The following is a 21990-nucleotide window of genomic DNA, read 5'->3' as shown; positions in this document are numbered from 1 at the left end:
CACTCACTCCAAAATTTCAGAAACAACACCAGAACCAACAGTTCTACCGCCTTCTCTTATCGCAAAACGCAATCCCTTATCCATTGCTATCGGTACTTGCAATTCTACTTCTACACTCACATTATCTCCTGGCATTACCATCTCCTTCCCATCTAGCAATTTTATGCTCCCAGTTACATCCGTTGTCCTTAAATAAAACTGTGGCTGGTAATTCGCAAAAAATGGTGTATGCCTTCCTCCTTCCTCTTTCTTTAATATATAAACCTCCGCCTTAAACTTTCTATGCGGTGTTATCGTCCCCGGTTTCGCTAATACTTGCCCTCTCTCCACTTCTTCTCTTTTTGTTCCTCTTAACAATATTCCTACATTGAGTCCTGCACTTCCCTTATCCAGCAACTTCTTAAACATCTCAACACCTGTGCATATCGTCTTTTGCGTCGCTTTCAGACCTATTATCTCTATCTCTTCTCCCGTCTTTATCTCTCCCTTCTCTATTCTTCCTGTTACCACTGTTCCTCGCCCCGATATCGAAAATACATCTTCGATTGGCAATAAAAATGGTAAATCCACAGGCCTTGGTGGAACCGCTACATATTCATCTAACTTTTCCATCAATTTATCTATTGATTTCTTTCCATATTCGCTGCTGTCATCCTCCAGCGCCTTGAGCGCTGAACCAACCACCACAGGCACTTCATCCCCTGGAAATCCGTATTTACTCAGTAATTCCCTCACTTCCATTTCTACTAAATCTATCATATCAGCATCAGCAACATCAGCTTTATTTATATACACCACGATATATCCAACACCTACCTGCTTCGCCAGCAATATATGCTCTCTCGTTTGTGGCATTGGCCCATCAACCCCCGACACTACCAATATCGCCGCATCCATCTGTGCTGCACCTACTATCATGTTCTTTACATAGTCAGCGTGTCCAGGACAATCAACGTGTGCATAATGCCTTTTCTCTGTCTGATACTCAACATGCGCTGTTGCTATCGTTATCCCCCTCTTCCTTTCTTCTGGCGCTTTGTCTATCTGATCGTACGCTACAAAATTTCCATAATGCTTCGTTATCGCCGCTGTTAACGTCGTCTTCCCATGATCCACATGTCCTATTGTTCCCACATTTACATGCGGCTTTCCAAATGCTTCCACTATTGCTGTCATAATTTAAACTTTTCTACCTAAAATACAAATACATCAATAAATAATATGTTGATTTTATAAAAATACAACAAAAAAAAGAGCGGATAGTGGGAATCGAACCCACGTCACTAGCTTGGAAGGCTAGAGCTCTACCATTGAGCTATACCCGCACAATGGAGGAGGTAGGATTCGAACCTACGTACGCTCACGCGGACAGATTTACAGTCTGTTACCTTTAACCACTCGGTCACTCCTCCGCAAAAATTTGTTAAGAGAATACTATTTTAGCATCTTAACTTAAGCTCTTATTGTATTTAATACTAAACGCCTAAAATTAAAAAATCAAGCAATAAAACCTACCCTGATTAAAATCATGCAGATTTCATTTTATATAACACAATATTGCCAATAAAACGCCTAAACAAATAATGCGAATCATGCGTACCTGGCGCTTCTTCTGGATGATATTGCACAGAAAAGACTAGGTAATCTTTCATCATTATTCCCTCTACACTATTATCAAATAGAGAAATGTGAGTAATTTCAACATTACTTGGAAGAGAAGCTGAATCAACAACAAAACCATGATTTTGGCTAGTGATCTCAACTTTTCCACTAATTACATCATAAACTGGATGGTTACTCCCTCGGTGACCTATATCCATCTTGATGGTCTTTGCCCCCAAAGTAATCGCAAGTAATTGATGGCCCATGCATATGCCAAAAATTGGTATTTTAGATTTTATAATAATGTCTATTTCTGAAACTACACTTTCTCCTATTTCTTGCGGATCACCAGGACCATTTGAAAGCACTATACCATCTGGATTCATACTCAACACTTTTTGAGCAAAACCTGTGCTTGGTCTGATTAATTCAACTGTACAACCAAGTTCTATTAAGCGTGAAACTATACTGATTTTTACGCCAAAATCAACGATTACAATCCTATATTTTGCATTAAGGTCAATAGCTCTATCTGATGTCATTCCAGTGCGTGACACTGGAATCCATATATTTTTTGCTGGATCCGAGTAGTCAGCTACTTGGATGACAAAGTGCTCCGCTAGTCTATTATTTTCAAAACTGTTATTTAAACTAACCTTATTAGTTATTTCTATCCCATTTACAGGTTTGTATTCCTTCAATTTGTCTAATGCATGCGCCTTACTCGATGAGCATATCATTCCATTTTGAGATCCATGTTCTCTCAAATGTCTTGTTAAAGCTCTAGTATCAACTCCTGATATCCCAATCACGTTATTTTTCTCTAACCAATCATTTAAACTGATATATGAAGAAGGGTGGGACATAGAAGAAAGTTCACGCATAACCACACCACTTGCAAAAATTTTCTTTCCTTCATTATCTTTATGATTTATTCCAATGTTACCAATATGAGGAAAAGTGAACGTTATAATTTGATCGGCAAAAGAAGGATCAGTTATAGTATGCTGATAACCGGTCATACCAGTGGTAAAACAAACCTCGCCTATGCACTTGCCTTTTTTACCTACTGATTTTCCCCAAAAGCACTTGCCATCTTGTAAAATTAAAACTGCGTCCTGCACTTCATTATCTATTTAACTGATTCAAAACAGTATACAAGAATTTCAAATAATACGTAACTCTTTCTAAAATTCCAAATTTAACCACGAAGCAGCAAAAAATAACATGAAAAACTTTTAATACAATCTTTCATATAAAATATATAGTTGACTACCTTCATATTTCGTATTAGATATAGGTAAATCATAAGTAAAGTGGAGGGTAATAATGAACACTGGTACAAATCAATCAAAAAAAATAAATGAGAAGTGGTTAGCTGGAGGAATTGGCGCGCTATTATTTGTAATGATGCTACCGTCGATTCTTCTTTTAGCAAAAATAGCTATAGGGCTAATTATGGTTTCAGTTGCAGCAATAGCGATAAAAGTTGCCTTAAAAACAATATCGAATGCTTTAGAGGATAAACAGGCAGATCAAAGCCAAGCGACGCAACAAACAACACAAAGTAAAATTATAAACCTGGCTATTGGATTAACATCTATATTCGTAGGAGGATTATCACTATTCATTATAGCATAAACTGGCTTAATTGCAGCATGTGCAGCTATAACTGCTTTAGCTCTACACGAATATGTTAAAAATCAAGAAATAGGAAAAGAGATAAATGATAAATTCGATAAGGTAGCTGACGATACAATCAATTTTATTGTTAGCAGTGTTGAAAAACTTATTCCAACAAAGCCGCCAGGCATAACAGCCTAAACTGTCTCCGTTCAGGGCATAAGTGTTACAAGTAGCATTATATAAAGCGATTAATGGCATCCTCCTGATAATAGAATAATTGTATCTGTTCAGGGGCATCGCAAATATTGAAGCAAAAGTGGTCAGTGCTTACTATACGAATATTGTGATTTGAATCCACTAGGGAGGATGTCATCCCAGTGCCCAGACACTGGGATCCAGGAATTTTGATTAGAGATTAAATTGGTGAGTATAAAAGTAGCTAATCCTACGTTAAAATACAACGTTTTTAATGGGACTGCGTAAAAGGGCTGGATTCCAGTGTCAAGGACTGGAATGACACCTTTGTGTTTGAGGCAAAACCTGCTATAACATTTCTTCGCAAACAAACGTTCGTACAGTTATGTATCAGCTACTTTCATGGCACCATTTGTTGTAAACTCACATTTCTCTATGATTATCTTTATTTGCCGCTTTCCCGAACGGATGCTCTACAGTTATTTCCTCATTAATAGAGCGAGGTGCACCGGAACCAGGTACAACGATATTCTCGTGCGATTGCATATCCTTCTTTTCCTCACATGGTGTTTGCTTAATGAAATGTGCTGCTAAAACTTCATGTAAAGCTTTACCTTTTATAAGCACAGCCTCGTTTTGCTTAGCTAACTCTAAAATTTTCTTTGGTTCAACATCTTTACCGTCAATAGTTGATTTTTTAATACTAACTTGACCTAAATTTATATTTAGAACAACAGTACAGTTAAGGTCTTTTCCAGATTCATCTTTTGCATCCCAACTAATTTCGATGTCACATATTGCAAATTTTGTAAAGGAGTAGTTCCTCTGTTGTTTCTCATTCTTCTCAATTGTTACTATTCTTTTATCATTACTGTATATTTTTACTCTTTGTACCTCATTTTTAATTGTTTCCATCCTTTTAATCTTTTCGCTAAAAAGACGACTAGTTTCTAAACTCTGTCCAGGTTTAGTAATGTTGATACTAAGATTATCATAATGATTAACAAGATGTCCTGCCTTTTTGTCTGGCCAATAACATCCATCAAAGAAACCAATTAGATCATCTTTGTTTAGAAATTCTTTTGCATCATTCATTCCTTCGTCAATTCGAAGAAGATATCTACCCAACCTCTTTTTAAAATTTTCTTTTAACTCCTCCTGATCTTTAGAAGTAAGCTTCTTATCCAATATATCCATTATTTCTCTTTGCTTACTTAATACCACATAGTTAAAAAGGAAAATGCTCTCCTTCTCCCGTCGATAATAGTTTGCTATTTTGTCAAATGGATCCGCTGGCCGGCCGTTATTATAATTTACAGAATCAGAAGAATCTTGACATTTATTATCCTTAAAATTGAAATTCAATTTTTCAAAATCTGATAACACTTCTTCTGCCCTATCTTTAAAAGACTGAAGTCTATCTTGAAGTTCTTTTCCATAACTCATTCCTTTGTCAATTTGAAAAACATATTGACTATATTTCTTTCTAAACTCCTCCTGTTCTTCGAGAAGAGGAAGATTCCTATCTAATATATCGATTATTTCTTTCCGCTTATTCAATATCACGTAATTAAAGAGGGAACTCTTCCCCTTCTTTTCATAATCGTCTGCTATTTTGTCAAAACACTTATTATCCTTAAACTCCAATTTCTCAAAATCTGAGAGCACACTTTGTACCTGAGTCTCATCGAATTGAAGATTTGCTTGAGGAGATAGAAGAGTCAACTTTTCTTCACTTTCCTTGGTACTTGAATTTTTGTAAAAACCATTCAATAGATTTACAATACTAGAAAACATTTCACACCTCTATTGTTATAAGTAAACTTGATTATATCTTAATGCTAAATGTTGTAAAGCTAAAATTAGAAACTAAAAAAGCTAACATAAGTTCTGCATTGTTTGCAGCTTTATCAGCTTATTAGGTAGAATTATTAAAGAACTAGTTGAACATATGTTATCAACTCCATCCACAAGTTCTCCGCTTGTTACTCCAGTTGCAATAAACACTGATTCACCTCTTGCCATATCTTTTACGGTGTAGATTTTTTCTGGGTCATGGATATTTAAATTTTTTGCTCTTTCTTTTAATTGATCCGTGTCAAATATTAATCTTCCCTCCATCTGCCCACCGATTGAACTCAGCGCTGCAGCCGCAAGCACCCCTTCTGGTGCCCCTCCTATTCCGATATACATATCATGATTGCCATTTACTAGTGAAACTACGGCTGCAACATCGCCATCATCTATTAGTTTAATTTTTGCTCCTAATTTCCTGATTTTCTCTATTAATTCATTGTGCCTTTCACGTTTAAGTACAGTTACCACGAGATCATTCACTTTGCATTTTTTTGCCTTGGCTAAATTGTCTAGATTCTTTTCAATGCTATTTTTTAGTGAGACTACACCCTCTGGAAGATTTTTTCCTACTGCTATCTTTTCCATATAAACATCAGGTGCATGTAAAAAATTACCTTTTTTCGTTGCAGCAAGAACGGACATTGCCCCTGATTTGTAATGAGCACAAATCGTAGTGCCTTCAAGTGGGTCAACGGCAATGTCGATTTCAGGACCATTTCCAGTGCCAACCTTCTCGCCAATATATAGCATCGGCGCTTCATCTCTCTCACCTTCACCAATTACGATAGTACCATTTATTTCCATTGAATTTAATACTGTACGCATTGCATCAACTGCAACCTGATCAGCCTTTTTTTCATCGCCGAAGCCTGCTAGTTTATATGCAGCAAGTGCTGCAGCTTCGGTCACTTTAACTAATTTATAAGCTAAATCTTCCATCATTTGCTCGAGAATCATAAATAAAGAATCCAATATATATCATGCAACTTTAGACTGCAATATGTCTTGACTGGTTGTGGGAAAGTTGCTGTAATAAACTAACATATAGTAGTAGGTTTAGTTATGGTATATAGTAATGATGATATTAGAGAGTTGTATCGAAAGATAGCTACAATTGTAAAATATGATGATAAGGGAATTGCTAGTCTTAAAGATTTGCAAAAGGAACCAAAGTGGAAAGAAGTTAATTTCCAAGATAAATGTGAAGGAGACAATTCATTAGAAGACTTACTTCTAAAACATGCAACCGAAAATAACAACACACGCGTTAAGGATTTTCTCCTCCAAAATGGGTGTAAACCCCTTCAACAAGAGCAAATAACCGCAGCGATAAACAAGGAAGAAGAGGCACCTAATGTGGAAGAGAATAGAGCAGACAGTAATGAAGTAGATTCTAGTAACTCCATAAACCCTGGTATGACTGCTGAAGTACTTTACGGGCAACTAATACAAGGAAAAAAAACAAATTCGGCAATTTTTGACTCGTTTGCAAATGCTGTAAGAGAGTCCAATATTACCGGCGATCGTAGCGTATTTCTAGATGTTGTAAAATTGTTTACAGATTTAGATGCTGTAATCCATCTTACAGATACTGCTTCCAGGACTATATTGGATATAGCTGCAATAACAAAACAAGCTGACGTTGTTAAGGTACTTTTGGATAGTGGCAAATTTAATGAAGAAGAAAAATTGCATGCCTTGAATTCTGCTATTGTTCAAGGTAATGTCCAAGAAGTTGAGCTAATTTTAGGTTACGTGAGTCCTGCAAACAGGAAAGAGGCTTTAGAAGTGGCCATACAGGTAGGTAAAACTGAAATTGTTAATGCGTTCTTGAATAGTGGTAAGCTTAATGAAGAAAACAGAGCAAAACCTTGCAGCAGTAATGGGAACATTGGTAGTAGACCTATAGCAACAGTTCCTCTAACCAGTACCAATGGTGATAATCATAATAACAAAAACAAAACGCCTGTAATACCAGAGGAAACAAATACTAAGCAAACTGCCACACCAAATAATGATAATAAAGCTAACGGCTTCGTAGATGCTCAATTTTCTATGCCAAATGAATAAGAAACTAAATATAAAGAGAGCAAAAAGGATTTTTACACCTCATTGACAAAAGATGTTGTTGGAGTTGTTATTACAGGATTATTCATTACTGCTGCTGTAATGGTTCCATTTGTAGCTGGTGCAGTAGTTTGCAGTGTCATAGCTGCTTTGGTTGCAATATACACCGGGTTGCATGTAAAAAATTCTACATTACCAAGTTATAGGGAGATGAGAGAGAATGAAGTTGAACGTGTAACAGGATGTCATCCCAGTGCCCAGACACTGGGATCCAGAAAGCCATAATAAAAACTAGATCCAGCGTCACGCGCTGGAATGACACCCTCTGGTGGGCTCAAACCATATGAGTAGCCAACACTGCCACTATACTTACCTAGCAAATTTAGATCTAACACTAAACTGTGCTGCCACTAACTTTGCAATCGGTACTCTATAGGGTGAGCATGAAACATAATCCACCCCTGATTCGATGAGAAACTCTATAGATTTTGGATCTGCTCCATGCTCTCCACATATACCCAGTTTTATTTCTTTTCGGGTTTTTTTGCCTCTTTCAATGGCCATCTTGATTAACTCCCCTACCCCTTCGATGTCCAGCACTTCAAATGGGTCGTTTTCGAATATGTTGCTTTCCTTATAAGAATCGAGGAAATTAACTGAATCATCTCTTGAAAGTCCCATGGTTGTTTGCGTTAAATCATTAGTGCCAAAACTAAAGAACTCTGCATGTTTTGCTAACTTATCAGCAATCAGTGCTGCTCTTGGTAGTTCTATCATCGTTCCAATTGAATAAGCCTTGTCTGATGTCATTCCAGCGCGTGAAGCTGGAATCTGCGTCTGGATCCCAGCTGAGATAACAGAGGATTCTTTCTTTGCTAGCTCGCATATCAGAATAAATTCTTTCTCGCTCATGATAAAAGGAATCATGATTTCAGGCTCCACTTCTATCTTCTTTTCTTTCTTTAATTCACTTGCAGCACTAAGTATTGCCCTAATCTGCATGCTATATATTTCAGGATGAGAAATAGCAAGTCTACAACCTCGATGGCCAAGCATTGGGTTCTTTTCTGATAACTGTGCTATTTTATTTTTTACTGACTCAACTGACTTACTAAGTGATTTGGCAATTTTTTCTATAGTAGACTGATCATTGGGTAAAAATTCATGCAAAGGTGGATCAAGCAACCGTATAGTGACTTCCCTGCCCTCCATAATAGAAAATATTTCTTTGAAATCAGACTTTTGCATTTCTTCTAGTTTAATGAGCGCATTTGCCCTTTCATTTTCATCGTCAGCTATTATCAACTTTTGAATGAATTCGATTCTATCACTAGCGAAAAACATATGTTCTGTGCGACATAAGCCTATACCTTCTGCACCGAATTCTTTTGCAATTTTTGCGTCTTTTGGAGTATCAGCGTTCGCTCTCACTTTGACCGTTTTGATTTCATCTATCCAGTTGATTACCGTTTTGAATTCTTGCGATAATTCAGGTGAAATTGTAGGGAGAATGCCAAGCATAACCTCCCCTGTTCCTCCGTTGATGGTAATTGGTTCACCTTTATTTACTTTTGTATCCCCTACAGAAAAGAAAGTTCCATCTTTATCGATATAAAGTCCACTCACACTGCAAATGCATGGCTTACCCATTCCACGGGTTACAACAGCAGCATGCGAGGTCATCCCTCCCCGTGCTGTTACTATGCCACTTGCAGCATTCATTCCATTAATATCTTCAGGACTCGTTTCTGACCTTACTAAAATCACTTTTTTGCCCTGCTCTGCAGCTTTTTCAGCATCACTTGCACTAAACACTACATATCCAGAAGCAACCCCTGGAGAAGCCGGCAGCCCCTTCCCTATTACTTTTTGGTCACTCTTAACGTCAAGAACTGGATGCAATAAATTGTCAAAGGTTTTTGGATCAATTCTCAATATTCCTTCTTCTTTTGTAATCGTTCCTTCGTTTACCATATCAACTATTATGCGAATAGCAGCTTCAGCCGTGCGCTTGCCAGACCTAGTCTGCAAAATCCATAACTTACCGTCCTGCACAGTAAATTCGATATCCTGCATGTCTTTATAATGCCTTTCAAGTTTTTCACATACCACGCATAATTCTCGGTAGACACTTGGCAGCAACTTCTCCATGGTGTTTTTTTGCTCTCCGTCAATTGGCATAGGAGTATAAACACCAGAAACCACATCCTCACCCTGAGCATTAATCAGAAATTCACCAAAGTATTTTTTTTCTCCAGTTGAAGGATTTCGTGTAAATATCACACCAGTTGCAGAATTATCATTTAAATTACCAAAAACCATTGCTTGCACGTTGACCGCTGTTCCAAGGTTTTCAGGAATATTATGTATTTTTCTATAGGAAACAGCCCTATCATTTTTCCAAGAAGCAAATACTGCATTCACTGAGCTGAGCAATTGCTCTTCAACGTTCTGCGGAAAATGTTTTCCTGTTTTTTCATGTACTATCCTTTTGAAATTGTTAACAATTTCTTTTAAAACATCAACATCAAGATCAGCTAAGCTTTTTGCTCCACTCTTTTGCTGCTTATTATCAACAACATCTTGAAATAGGTGATGATCAAGCTGTAGTACAACATTGGAGTACATCATGATGAAACGGCAGTAGCTATCGTAAGCAAAACGTTCGCCACTTTTTTTTGCAAGCCCAACAACGGTTTCATCATTTAGACCAACATTTAAAATAGTATCAAGCATGCCCGGCATTGAACTAACACTACCAGAGCGTATGGAAACTAATAAGGGATTATTTAAATCCCCAAATTTACAACCGATGTCATTTTCGAGCATCGCCATGTAGTTTTTGATTCCACTACATATGTCATTCCAGTGCGTGACCACATTTTTTTCTGGATCCGAGTAGTCAGCTACTTGGATAACAGAAGATCTATTGTCTTGATAATAGACTTTGCAAGCAGAGGTGGAAATTGTGAAACCAGGTGGAACAGGAATGCCAACATTGCACATTTCTGCTAAATTTGCCCCCTTTCCTCCCAGCAGATTTTTCATTTCTGCATTGCCTTCGCATTTACCCTGGCTAAAGTAATGTATTAACTTTTCCCCCATCATTTTCTCCGGATTTTCACTGATAAACACATTGTACATATAGCTCCAATAAACCTGTGAGAACTTGAAACCTTAGGATAATAAATTTTACAAAATTTTGCAACAACGTTCCTTACAACAACATCAGTAAAGTTAACAAAAAAGACGACAAATTATTGAATTATTATTAATAAGAATATATAATATAAAGATACATTTAAAAATTTTTTTATGGCTCTTTCTAAATTTCTCGACCCCAAGAATGATGTTGCGTTCCGGCGTATTTTTGGTACTGAAAAAAATAAAGACATCCTCATTCACTTTCTCAATGATATTTTGGGGTTCACTGGCAAAGATGAAATAAAAGAAATAGAATTCCTCAGCACTATTCAAGATGCTGAAATTGCCTCTAAAAAACAAAGTATCGTTGATGTTCTTTGCAGGGATGAAAATGGGGTGCAAGTAATAGTCGAAATGGTGCGACCTGAAAGCCTTCGGTCATATTGTTTAAAAGGAGAGGAATTCATTCAGAAAGAAACTGAAAGGATTCTAAAGCTTATTGAACCAGATGTTTTGCCATCTGAGTCTACGCATCAGTGCGAATTGGGTAACCAGTTGGTGCCGAGCGACGCGGACAATGAACCTCCTCTTGATAAAGAAGATGCTCAATCGTGAGAGAAAGCATAAACTACAAGCATCATGTGGTTGGAGGGCTAGGCTTAGTGGTATGGTGAACGTAAGTGAAGCTTCATAAGTATCGTAACGATTAAAGAGCTAAAGATGCTGATAAGCTCCGACCAAAAGGTAATGTGGATGAGTTACATTTTTCATTTCTGGATGTACGCAAATAATAATTCCACCGGTATAGAGAAGCCACCTAACCCACTATTGTATGACAAAAGGAACAGGATAAGCCTGTATTTTCGCCTATATGGCAGGCAACCCGCAAGGAATGCTGATGGATGTGCAGGTAAAGGATAATGGAGAAAGCGAATGCCATTTTGTAACGAAATGGATAGAATTTGTAACATTAATTCGCGTGAAAACGAGCAGACTTCCATTTGGTCCCTCATGACAAGAAACTTTGTTAACCACTTAAGGTAGGAAAGCAGATGATTACAAGTACAACTGTAAGTGCACCTACCAATAACTCCGAAGCATGGAACCAGTTACCCTGGAAGAAATGCCAAAAAGTTGTTATGAGGCTACAGAGGCGTATTGTTAAGGCTGTCCAACAAGGCAGATGGGGTAAGGTGAAAACTTTACAACACCTTCTCACACGCTCTTTTAGCGGCAAAGCTTTGGCGGTTAAGAGAGTAACTGAAAACCAAGGAAAAAACACAGCAGGTGTAGATCGTCAAATATGGTCAACTTGCAACACAAAATTTCAAGGAATAAAGCTATTAAAACAAAGAGGATACAAACCTTCTCCGCTAAAACGGATATACATCAGTAAGTCTAATGGCAAAAGAAGACCTCTTGGAATCCCTACGATAAAAGATAGAGCCATGCAAGCATTATACTTGTTTGCTTTGGAACCGATAGCTGAAACGATCAGTGATCGTCACTCTTATGGTTTTAGACCAAAAAGATCCTGCGCAGACGCTACTGTGGCTTGTCACTTGTTACTGGCAAGCCGTAACCAACTACAATGGATACTCGAAGGTGATATTAAAGGGTGTTTTGATAACATTAACCATGAATGGCTCATGAAGCATATTCCTATGGAGAAGAAAATTCTTCATAGCTGGTTAAAAGCTGGCTTCCTAGAATCAAAAACTCTGTATTCCACAACTGCAGGTACCCCACAAGGTAGTATCATCTCTCCAATACTAGCAAATCTAGCCCTAAATGGACTTGAAAAATCATTGGAAAGTCAATTTGGTAAACTTGGCAGTAAAAGAAGAAGCAAAATCAGAAGTGGAGTAAATGTAATCAGGTACGCAGATGACTTTATCATTTCAGGAATCACACGTGAAGTACTGGAAAATGAAGTAAAACCTCTAGTATCGTCCTTTCTTCAGGAGAGAGGTCTTATCCTTTCCGAAGAGAAAACAAAAATTACATCTATTACAACAGGGTTTGACTTTCTTGGTTGTAATGTACGCAGGTATAATAAGAAGTTAATTATAAAACCTTCAAAAGAAAGTATTAAGAAACTTCTTAATAAAGCACGTACATTGATAAAGGCAAACATAGCGAACACTCAGGCCGTACTAATCAAGTTGCTCAATTCCCTATTAAGGGGATGGGGAAATTACTACAGCCATGTGTGTGCGAAAAGAGCTTTTAACAAAATAGACCATGAAATTATGTGTGCTCTATGGAAATGGGCAAAGAAAAGACATCCTCGTAAAGGATTACGTTGGATAAAGAATCGTTACTTCAAGGTAATGAAACAACGCCAATGGGTCTTTGCTGCACCCATATGCAAGAACAAACCGAAAGAGATAAGGTATTTAAGACTGCTTAGGTTGATTGATATACCTATCAGACGACATGTTAAAATCAGGGCGGATGCAAATCCACTTGACTTAAAATGGAAAAAGTATTTTGATGAAAGAGTGAAACAAACAAAAATGTTAGCAAGCTCTTTCTCAAGAGAAGGTTCTCTACTGTTGGTGTCACCATTAAGAATGATGTTTTCTGAGGAATCATGAAGGACAAGCCGGTTCGAGAAAAGAAGGACTTAGATAAGGGGCTCAAGCGTAGTGTGGGGAAACCTGCATGCTGCGTTTCTAAGGGAGGGAGTAGTAGCAATACTACTTCCTTACCTAACCAGCTCGCTAGAGACAAGGGCTTCGAAAAACGCGCTCAATTATATGCCGCTAAAGCCTACTCAAGACAATTAGATAAATCTGGCAACTACATTGATTTAAAGAAAGTCTTCTTTATTGCTATATCAAATTGTAACTTACTTCCTGAAGAAGTTGATTATATTTCTACTCACAATATACGTGATATAAAAACTAACGGCCATTACTTAAAAGATTTTCAGTTTGTCTTTATTGAGTTGCCTAAATTCGCAAAAAATAAAGTAGAGCAGTTAGAAAGTATAGTAGAAAGGTGGTGTTTCTTTTTTAAATACGCAGAAGAAACAACAGAAGAGGACTTAAAAGAGATAGCAGAAAAAGCGCCAATAATAAAGCTAGCATATGATGAATTAGACAAGTTTCGTTGGAACGAAAAAGATTTAGTAGCCTATGAAGAAAGGATAATGGATCTACGCAAAGAAGAAGCTATTCTTGAATACAGACTTGATCTTGCTGAAGAGAAAGGTATACAAAAAGGTATAGAGAAAGGGAAAATTGAAGGGAAAATTGAAGTCGCAAAAGCAATGCTGGCTAATAATGTTGATGTCAACACTATTGTTAAGTTTACTGGCCTTTCTATTAGTGAGATTGAAGAATTAAGTGGAAATCTGTGAACGGTTACGTTTATTTTTTATCCTTATCATCAAGTGTAAATAAGGTTATTGTAGAGATTAAGCCTATTATAACTATTATTAACGAAAATGGGGCAGCTTCTCTATAGCGCTCATCGCTTACAAGTTCATATATTCTAGTTGATATAGTTTCAAAATTAAATGGTCTTATAATGAGTGTTGCTGTGAGCTCTTTGATAGTATCCATAAATACGAGCAAAAATCCCGATAATATACTCTTCTTGATGAGAGGGATATGAACATTCAAACATGTGGAAATAGGTCCATGACCCATAGTATATGCAGTCCACTCAATTTCATTTGGTGTTTTTTTGAGCCCTGACTCTACCGCCTTGAAAGATATAGCAAAAAAACGAAATAAATATGAGTAAACTAATGCGCCAATAGTTCCTACCAAGCTAATTTCCACAACATATTGAGTAATGAAAGAGGATATTCTGCTTAAAAATATTATTATACTAATTGCGATAATTGCATTTGGAATTGCGTAGCCTAAAGAAATGAGACGCGCTATATTGTTGATTACCTTATTTTTACGCGCCGTATATCCAATCATTATTGCAATGCTAATTGAGATTAATGCGGTGATAAATGATAAACTAATGCTATTTGCTATTATGTTATAGAATCTTGCTTCGTATATGAAAAACCCCTTCTCTATGCTCCAATATATGAGCGGAATCATTGGCAAAATAAAACCTATTAAGATCGGCAATACACACATAAGATAAGCAAAGATCAACGTCATAGCGCCACTTATACTCCGTTTGTTGTGATAGTCCGAATTGGTATTGATTGAAGAGTAAGATATTCCTTTTTTTTGTAGTTTTTTTTCGATAGCTATTAGTATCACAACGAAAATTAATTCTGCAACTGCTAAAACAGTAGTTGAATATTTGTCATGCAGTAAAAACCAGGTGCGATATATTCCTGTCGTAAAAGTATCGATAGCAAGAAACTGTGGTGTGCCGAAATCTGTAATTACTTCCATTAGTACCAAAGACAACCCAGCTATAATTGATGGGCGTATGGAGGGTATGATAACAGAAAACAGGCTCTTCAATGAGGAGAACCCAAGCGTTGACGCAATAGTGACTGAGTTACTAACATTCTTTAGACTTGAGCGAACTAACATATAAACGTATGGATATAGGCTGAATCCCATTACTAATATTCCACCACCTAGGGATTTTATTTCAGGAAACCAATAGTCACCTTTGCTCCAATCTAAAATGTCTCTTAATAAGCTCTGCACCGGACCTGAAAACTCTAGCGTATTTACATAGACGAACGCTACTATATATCCAGGAATCGATATCGGAAAGAACAAAGCAATCTCAAAAATTTTACTTCCAGGAAATGAAAAAAATGTGGTGAGCCAAGCTGGAATTACTCCAAATATGAAAGATATTCCCCCTACTCCTACCATCAAAATTAACGTACTCAGTATATATTCAGGAAAAAGTGTACTGATTACCCATTCGGAATTCGCTGAATCTGTAAATAAGATTGATATTAATGATAATATTGGGCAGACGAATAATATGCTTACTAAAAATAAGAATATATTTTTAAATACTCTTAAAAACATTAATTTGAATCTATATTTTATATTAAAATGTTATATGTAAAAACTGAAGATATCCAGTAATTAACAGCCGTACTATTGAATATCTTTATAATTTTGTATATCATGTTTTTAGTTGATAAGTGAATAATCATGAGCTTCGTCATTGCAACTTTCTATCACTTTGTAGAACTCTCTAATTATTATGACATGAAAGACGAAATAAAAGCTGCATGCAACAACGTTGAGTTAAAGGGCACTATACTCCTTGCAGAAGAGGGTGTTAATGCAACAATATCTGGTGAAAGAAACGCAATTGATAAAATATTCGATTTTCTACGTTCTGATTATAGGCTAAGGGACCTTACATGGAAAGAGAGTGCAGCAGAATATCAACCATTTAGCAAGATGAAGGTAAAATTAAAAAGAGAGATTGTGAATCTTGGTGTAAGCAATCTTGATATTTCCCTTAGGGGTAAATATGTTGATCCAGAGCATTGGGATGATTTTACTTCTCAACCTGACGTTTTAGTAATAGATACACGAAACGAGTATGAAGTGAAATTAGGCAAGTTTAAGAATGCAATTAATCCACACACACAATGTTTCCGTGAGTTTCCTCAGTGGACAGAGTCATTTTCTGAGAGTAAAGACCTGAAAGTGGCTATGTACTGCACTGGTGGGATTAGATGCGAAAAATCTACAGCATATATGAAAAGCCTTGGATTTAGTGATGTTTACCATCTTAAAGGCGGCATTCTTTCTTACCTTGAAAAAACTTATAATAAAAATGGTAATTGGAAAGGAGAATGTTTTGTTTTTGATGATAGAATTGCTGTTGATAACTCACTTACTCCAAGCAACACAATAAAATGCATATTCTGCTCAAATCAAGTTTCAACTGATAAACTGAAATCAGTTCCACGTGGCCAAGTGGTTTGTTCTGATTGTAAACTTCAGTGTTATAGCTATAATAAATAAAACATCATACTGCTGCAGTTGTATGCACGTTGTGATTTGAGAGCAACCTCTACCAGAAAGGGTGTCATGCCAGTGCCCAGACACTGGCATCCAGGTTCTTTTTTTCTAGATTCCAGCGTCACGCGCTGGAATGACAATAAAGAGCATATGGTTATGCAAGAAGTCTATTTCTTACCCTTAATCAACTCTAAAGCCTTCTCCAGATCTATACTCTCAATATCTGCACTCTTGCCCAAAGCAACGTTTGTTTTACCGCATTTTATATAGAATCCGTACCTACCGTTGCAGATAAAAACTTCTTTTCCCTTTTCATTAACCCCGAGAGATTTTAACTCTTTGCGTGGACTGTTTGCAATAATTTGTACAGCTTCGCTCAATTCTGTATTCAGCACCTCTTTGGAGCTTTTCTTAAGAGAAAAGTATCTACCATCATAGAAAATATAGTACCCAAATCGCCCAAGGCCTATTTTTACTTCCTTTCCGGTTTCAGGGTGTTCTCCGATTACTTTTGGCAAGGAAAGTAACTGAGTAGCGGTGCTCAGATCAATCTCATTAACATTTATATCTTTTGGTATGGAAACCGTTTTTTTCTTTTTTAACTCGTTATTAAACTCCAGATAAAGTCCAAAAGGACCCTTTTTGATCATCACTTCTTGGTTTGTTATATCATCTATACCTAAACTTTTTGGATATTCTGAATTGTCGTTACTACCTGTAATTTCTTTTGTATGGTTGCATTCAGGATAGTTAGAACATCCAAGGAACACCCCGGCTTTTCCAAAGTTCAATTTCAATATGCCACCTAAGCAAGCAGGGCATTTCGTATTCACCTCTTTTCTTCCTTCTTCTGAACAAAACCAATCGATTACCAAATCGTGAATGCCGCTGAAAACTTCATCATGCGTCATTTGCTTGACAGAGTTTACATGACCAAAAAATGGCACCCAAAAGTGGCCTAATTCTTTTTTCCAATCTGCATGTCCATTTGAAATTAAATCAAGCTTCTCTTCCATTTGTGCTGTGAAATCATACTCTACACAACGCTGAAAAAAAGTTTCTAAAAATATAGTAACGATTTTACCGCGGCTGCTTGGAATAAACCTTTTGCTATCCAATGAAACGTACTCACGATCTTGTAATACCGAAATAATTGTTGCATAAGTTGATGGTCGACCTATACCGATTTCTTCCATTTTTTTTACGATACTTGCTTCACTATAACGAGGTGGCGGTTGAGTGAAATGTTGTTTTGGCTCAACTGAAATCAGCTTACACGCTTCCCCTTCCTTCATGGCAGGTAGCAGGCCTTCATTTTCGGCTTCTATGTTATCTTGGTAGACTCTATAAAAACCATCAAAGAATATACTTGATCCACTTGCTCGCAGAATTACTTTCTGGTCAGTAGAACTAATTTCGACTACCACTTGATCAAGAATCGCCGACTCCATTTGACTTGCAATGGTCCTTTTCCAGATTAAATCATACAATTTAAATTGCTCTGGCGTTAAGTAATCCTTAATACTACCCGGCGTTCTATTGATATCAGTTGGACGAATTGCTTCATGTGCTTCTTGAGCATTTTTGACCTTTTTTACATATTTACGAGGAGACTGCGGTAAATATTTATCACCATATAATGACTTAATTGACCCTCTAATTGAGTTTATAGCCTCATCTGCAATATGAAACCCATCTGTACGCATGTAAGTTATCAACCCTACAGTTTCACCACCAATATCGATACCTTCATATAAATTTTGCGCTATGCGCATAACACTTTTCACATTAAAATACAGTTTATTCACTGCATCTTGCTGAAGACTTGAAGTAATAAACGGAGGAAGCGGGTTTCTCTTAACTTGCTTGCGTTCTACTGTGCTTACAGCATATTGCCTTGATTCAATCTCCCTGACTAAGTTCTTTGCTTCTTCTTCATTCTTAATATCAAATTTTTCTAGCTTTTTATTGTCATAGTGGCTTAGCATAGCAAAAAAAGCCTCATCTTTGCTATTTTGCATTTCTGCTTTTATGCTCCAATACTCCTGTGTTATAAATTTACTAATTTCATCTTCTCGTTCGCATATAATCTTTAATGCAACAGACTGCACTCGCCCTGCAGACTTGCTTCCCGACAATTTTGTCCACAGCAGTGGTGACAAACTAAATCCAACTAGATAATCCAAAGCTCTACGTGCTTGTTGTGCACGCACTAAATCCATATTAATTTCACGTGGATTTTTTATTGCTTCTTGTACTGCTCTTTTTGTTATCTCATTAAAGACTACTCTATAAATGTTGTTTTCATTACTGATTGCTTTCTTTTCTTTTAATGTCTCTATCACATGCCAAGCCATTGCTTCCCCTTCTCTGTCTGGGTCTGTTGCAAGATATATATCTGATGTTTTGCTTGCGGCTTTTACTAGCTCTTTTATATACTTTTCTGCTTTTTCAATGGTTTCATACTTTATAGTAAAATCATTATCCGGATCGACAGAACCGTTTTTTGCTGGAAGATCCCTCACATGTCCAAAGGATGCAGCTACTTTGAACTCTTTACTCAAATATTTACCTATTGTCTTTGCTTTCGCAGGTGATTCAACTATTAATAATGCCATATTGTTAATTATTTTAGTACTTAAAGATAATATGTTGAGAAATATACAATGAAAAGTAAAAAAATATTTTAATGGTTCTTGTGAATTTTACGAACCGGGTTGTGGGACCTTTTCAGAAAACCCTTGGACGTTGCTATTTTTAAGTGACTTTGAAGGCTCATTACAATAGTATATGATCGCAGCAGCAACGAGAAGCTAGATTCCAGTGTCAGCTACTTGCATGACAAAAAAAGGAGCGCTGGGATGACATCCTCCCTTGTGGAAATTGCTCTCAAATCACAATGCCCGTACAGCCGTAACCCTAGAGGTACTGTTTCTCACCCACTGCAAATATTGCACGGTACTGTCCACTTGGTCGTCGTGGCGCGTTTCAGGAAACATTAAAATCTCATACTCAAAATCGTTCAGCCATACTGCTTGATGTGGCAGAAAAACCTTGCCAGACTCTATAATCGGAACAATTTGATGAAATCGAGTGAGCTTGTCATCATGTGGCACTATTTCAATAATCGGTAAATCACTGTTTGTCTTTAGCTCTTGCACCAATTGTTGACCACTTGTTTTTGCTTCGATTAAAATTGCGTGTGGCGTCCATCTTGCAGCTAGTGACAAAACCTGTTCTTTAAGCTTTGGATACTCAAGCTTTGCGCGATATACGTCGAGTAAATAGAATTTATTATCTATTTTTGCCCAGGTGGTGCAGACACTAAAGTTGCTCATGTTACTTGTTGAAACCGCAGTATCCCAACTTTGTGTTATATGCGAGAGATTATCAGGAAATTTTTTATAACGTTTCAACCACTCTGGTTTAATTATACCACTTGAAAGCGGCAGAGGGTTTTGTTGATATTGAGCAGCAAAAGCGTAACTCCCAAGTTCAGCTTTTATTATCTCAACTTCTTCTTTTCCTCCATCGAGGGGATATAACAACTGACCTTCTTCTCTTGAATATAATATCCTTACAGGTGACGCTGGTTTATTATATAATCGCCTGGTCGCACAGTGCTGAGCTACTCGGATGACAGGAACGGGAGGCATTGGCTTTTTGATTGAATAAATAACCTGCTTATTTTCAGAAATCATTGGCAAACAAATATGATGCCATATGTTTTTTGGCTTGGAGAGAAGGTGTCCAGTTAAGTCCTCCTGGTGTAGCCTGTGCATTACAAGAACGATGACTCCTTTTTTTCTATCGTTCAGCCTGGTTACTAAAGTCTGATCAAACCAGTTTGTGGCACGCTTTCTAAGCGTTTCACTCAAAGCTTGAGCAGAACTGAGCGGATCGTCCACAATGATAAAATCACCACCTTCACCAGTTAGTGTTCCACCAACTGATGTTGCGATTCTGTATCCTCTCTGCACTGTTTGAAATTTATATTTGGTATTCTGGTCTTTGGATAGTTCTATCTCTGGAAATAGCGCTCTATACCAACTAGACTGCATCACGCACCTGGTGTCGAGCGAGTGCTTTTCGCTGAGCCGCTGAGAATAACTTGCAACTATTATTCTCGCAGTTGGTTGGTTTCCCAGTATCCATGCGGGCCACGCAACGCTTATGCACATGGACTTCATCGAGCGCGGAGGCATATTGAATATTATTCGTTTCACTTCACCAGCGCTCGCTGCTTCCAGCCTGTCTGCTATGACTTTTATATACTGATAATCGTTATACTCACACCCCGGCACTACCGTTTGAAAGCACAGTTCAATGAATTTTAGAAAGTTCATGATATAATGTTGAAACCAACGCGTGACGCTGGGATGACAAAAAAAGGAGCACTGGAATGACACCCTACTTAACCGTCATACCGCGATTCATTCGCGGTATCTCTTAACATAGATCCCGCTAACACGTAGCGGGATGACGAATTACTTAACCATCATCTACACCGTCATACCGCGATTCATTCGCGGTATCTCTTAACATAGATCCCGCTAACACGTAGCGGGATGACGAATTACTTAACCATCATCTACACCGTCATACCGCGATTCATTCGCGGTATCTCAAAGCATAGATCCCGCTAACAAGCAGCGGGATACTTAACCATCATTACACCGTCATACCGCGATTCATTCGCGGTATCTCTTAGCCGCTAACAAGCAGCGGGATGACGAATTACTTAACCATCATCTACACCGTCATACCGCGATTCATTCGCGGTATCTCTTAACATAGATCCCCTACTATACCTTAACATAGATCCCGCTAACAAGCAGCGGGATGACGAATTACTTAACCATCATCTACACCGTCATACCGCGATTCATTCGCGGTATCTCTTAACATAGATCCCGCTAACACGTAGCGGGATGACGAATTACTTAACCATCATCTACACCGTCATACCGCGATTCATTCGCGGTATCTCTTAACATAGATCCCCTACTATACCTTAACATAGATCCCGCTAACAAGCAGCGGGATACTTAACCATCATTACACCGTCATACCGCGATTCATTCGCGGTATCTCTTAACATAGATCCCCTACTATACCTTAACATAGATCCCGCTAACAAGCAGCGGGATAACGAATTACTTAACCATCATCTACACCGTCATACCGCGATTCATTCGCGGTATCTCTTAACATAGATCCCCCTACTATACCTTAACATAGATCCCGCTAACACGTAGCGGGATGACGAATTACTTAACCATCATCTACACCGTCATACCGCGATTCATTCGCGGTATCTCTTAACATAGATCCCCTACTATACCTTAACATAGATCCCGCTAACAAGCAGCGGGATACTTAACCATCATCTACACCGTCATACCGCGATTCATTCGCGGTATCTCAGCCGCTAACAAGAGATCCCGCTAACAAGCAGCGGGATGACGATTGTCGTTTAGCCATAAATATTAAGAAATTTACCAAATGAAAAAAAGGCAAAAGAAGCCCCGTGGTTATTATCTGCTTTAAAATATTGGCGTTTTTTATG

General features: G+C 37.6%; 14 protein-coding genes, 2 tRNA genes and 2 pseudogenes. 8 read left to right on the top strand and 10 right to left on the bottom strand.

The genetic code is table 11. From position 1 onward, the window contains the following. Positions 1 to 3 precede the first annotated feature (3 nt). The 4 genes from tuf to carA form a co-directional block, all read right to left on the bottom strand. Entirely contained in the window at positions 4 to 1176 is a 1173-nt protein-coding gene (gene tuf, locus ACFEL3_RS00575; RefSeq protein WP_010962759.1) for an elongation factor Tu, read from the bottom strand. A gap of 78 nt (positions 1177 to 1254) precedes the next feature. Beyond that, positions 1255 to 1325: transfer RNA gene (locus ACFEL3_RS00570), tRNA-Gly, on the bottom strand. Positions 1326 to 1329: 4 nt separating this feature from the next. Beyond that, a tRNA-Tyr gene (locus tag ACFEL3_RS00565) sits at positions 1330 to 1412 on the bottom strand. A 114-nt stretch (positions 1413 to 1526) separates the two neighbouring features. Beyond that, positions 1527 to 2726 (bottom strand): glutamine-hydrolyzing carbamoyl-phosphate synthase small subunit, encoded by a 1200-nt coding sequence (carA, locus tag ACFEL3_RS00560; protein ID WP_010962760.1) that lies wholly within the window; start codon positions 2724 to 2726, stop codon positions 1527 to 1529. 205 nt (positions 2727 to 2931) lie between these two features. Here carA and ACFEL3_RS00555 point away from each other — a divergent pair. Further along, positions 2932 to 3426, top strand: a pseudogene (locus ACFEL3_RS00555) (hypothetical protein). Between the two features lie 420 nt (positions 3427 to 3846). Here ACFEL3_RS00555 and ACFEL3_RS00550 read toward each other — a convergent pair. Both ACFEL3_RS00550 and glpX read right to left on the bottom strand, forming a co-directional pair. Further along, on the bottom strand, positions 3847 to 5220 hold the full coding sequence (locus ACFEL3_RS00550) for a hypothetical protein (protein WP_265018038.1): 1374 nt from the start codon (positions 5218 to 5220) through the stop codon (positions 3847 to 3849). A gap of 81 nt (positions 5221 to 5301) precedes the next feature. Continuing rightward, entirely contained in the window at positions 5302 to 6219 is a 918-nt protein-coding gene (gene glpX, locus ACFEL3_RS00545; protein WP_070356883.1) for a class II fructose-bisphosphatase, read from the bottom strand. A 123-nt stretch (positions 6220 to 6342) separates the two neighbouring features. Between glpX and ACFEL3_RS00540 the strand changes: the two genes are divergently transcribed. Together ACFEL3_RS00540 and ACFEL3_RS00535 are read left to right on the top strand one after the other, a co-directional pair. Continuing rightward, complete coding sequence (locus tag ACFEL3_RS00540; RefSeq protein ID WP_265018037.1) at positions 6343 to 7350, top strand: ankyrin repeat domain-containing protein; 1008 nt, start codon at positions 6343 to 6345, stop codon at positions 7348 to 7350. 42 nt (positions 7351 to 7392) lie between these two features. Then, a complete protein-coding gene (locus tag ACFEL3_RS00535) occupies positions 7393 to 7632 on the top strand; it encodes a hypothetical protein (RefSeq protein WP_038198952.1) in 240 nt (79 codons plus the stop codon). A gap of 84 nt (positions 7633 to 7716) precedes the next feature. Here the strand turns inward: ACFEL3_RS00535 and ppdK are convergent, their stop codons facing one another. After that, entirely contained in the window at positions 7717 to 10452 is a 2736-nt protein-coding gene (gene ppdK, locus ACFEL3_RS00530; protein ID WP_179949430.1) for a pyruvate, phosphate dikinase, read from the bottom strand. A 210-nt stretch (positions 10453 to 10662) separates the two neighbouring features. Between ppdK and ACFEL3_RS00525 the strand changes: the two are divergent. From ACFEL3_RS00525 to ACFEL3_RS00510, 4 genes and pseudogenes are all read left to right on the top strand, one after another. Continuing rightward, positions 10663 to 10908 (top strand): annotated as a pseudogene (locus ACFEL3_RS00525) (PD-(D/E)XK nuclease family transposase); the annotation flags it as partial. A gap of 454 nt (positions 10909 to 11362) precedes the next feature. Further along, complete coding sequence (locus ACFEL3_RS00520) at positions 11363 to 11506, top strand: hypothetical protein (RefSeq protein WP_173862902.1); 144 nt, start codon at positions 11363 to 11365, stop codon at positions 11504 to 11506. A gap of 37 nt (positions 11507 to 11543) precedes the next feature. Beyond that, positions 11544 to 13091: a group II intron reverse transcriptase/maturase gene (ltrA, locus tag ACFEL3_RS00515; protein ID WP_006280223.1), complete on the top strand. Its 1548-nt coding sequence runs from the start codon at positions 11544 to 11546 to the stop codon at positions 13089 to 13091. Continuing rightward, positions 13088 to 13858, top strand: a complete 771-nt coding sequence (locus ACFEL3_RS00510; protein WP_187469938.1) for an Rpn family recombination-promoting nuclease/putative transposase — start codon at positions 13088 to 13090, stop codon at positions 13856 to 13858. Before ltrA ends, ACFEL3_RS00510 begins: the two co-directional genes overlap by 4 nt. 10 nt (positions 13859 to 13868) lie before the next feature. Here the strand turns inward: ACFEL3_RS00510 and ACFEL3_RS00505 are convergent, their stop codons facing one another. Then, complete coding sequence (locus ACFEL3_RS00505; protein WP_265017998.1) at positions 13869 to 15467, bottom strand: ABC transporter permease; 1599 nt, start codon at positions 15465 to 15467, stop codon at positions 13869 to 13871. 129 nt (positions 15468 to 15596) lie between these two features. Between ACFEL3_RS00505 and ACFEL3_RS00500 the strand changes: the two genes are divergently transcribed. Beyond that, a complete protein-coding gene (locus ACFEL3_RS00500; RefSeq protein ID WP_010963056.1) occupies positions 15597 to 16424 on the top strand; it encodes a rhodanese-related sulfurtransferase in 828 nt (275 codons plus the stop codon). Positions 16425 to 16588: 164 nt separating this feature from the next. Here the strand turns inward: ACFEL3_RS00500 and topA are convergent, their stop codons facing one another. Next, positions 16589 to 19039 carry a type I DNA topoisomerase gene (topA, locus tag ACFEL3_RS00495; protein WP_010963054.1) on the bottom strand — a complete coding sequence of 817 codons (2451 nt, stop codon included), beginning with the start codon at positions 19037 to 19039 and terminating at the stop codon, positions 16589 to 16591. A 276-nt stretch (positions 19040 to 19315) separates the two neighbouring features. Beyond that, positions 19316 to 20767, bottom strand: coding sequence for a phage terminase large subunit (gene terL, locus ACFEL3_RS00490; protein WP_264374293.1), 1452 nt, complete (start codon positions 20765 to 20767; stop codon positions 19316 to 19318). Between the last annotated feature and the right edge of the window lie 1223 nt (positions 20768 to 21990).

Origin of the sequence: Wolbachia endosymbiont (group A) of Opomyza germinationis (assembly GCF_964264765.1) — a bacterium.
Classification (GTDB): Bacteria; Pseudomonadota; Alphaproteobacteria; order Rickettsiales; family Anaplasmataceae; genus Wolbachia; species Wolbachia pipientis.
Note: the sequence above shows the minus strand (reverse complement) of the source record. Positions and strands in the feature narration are given on the sequence as shown.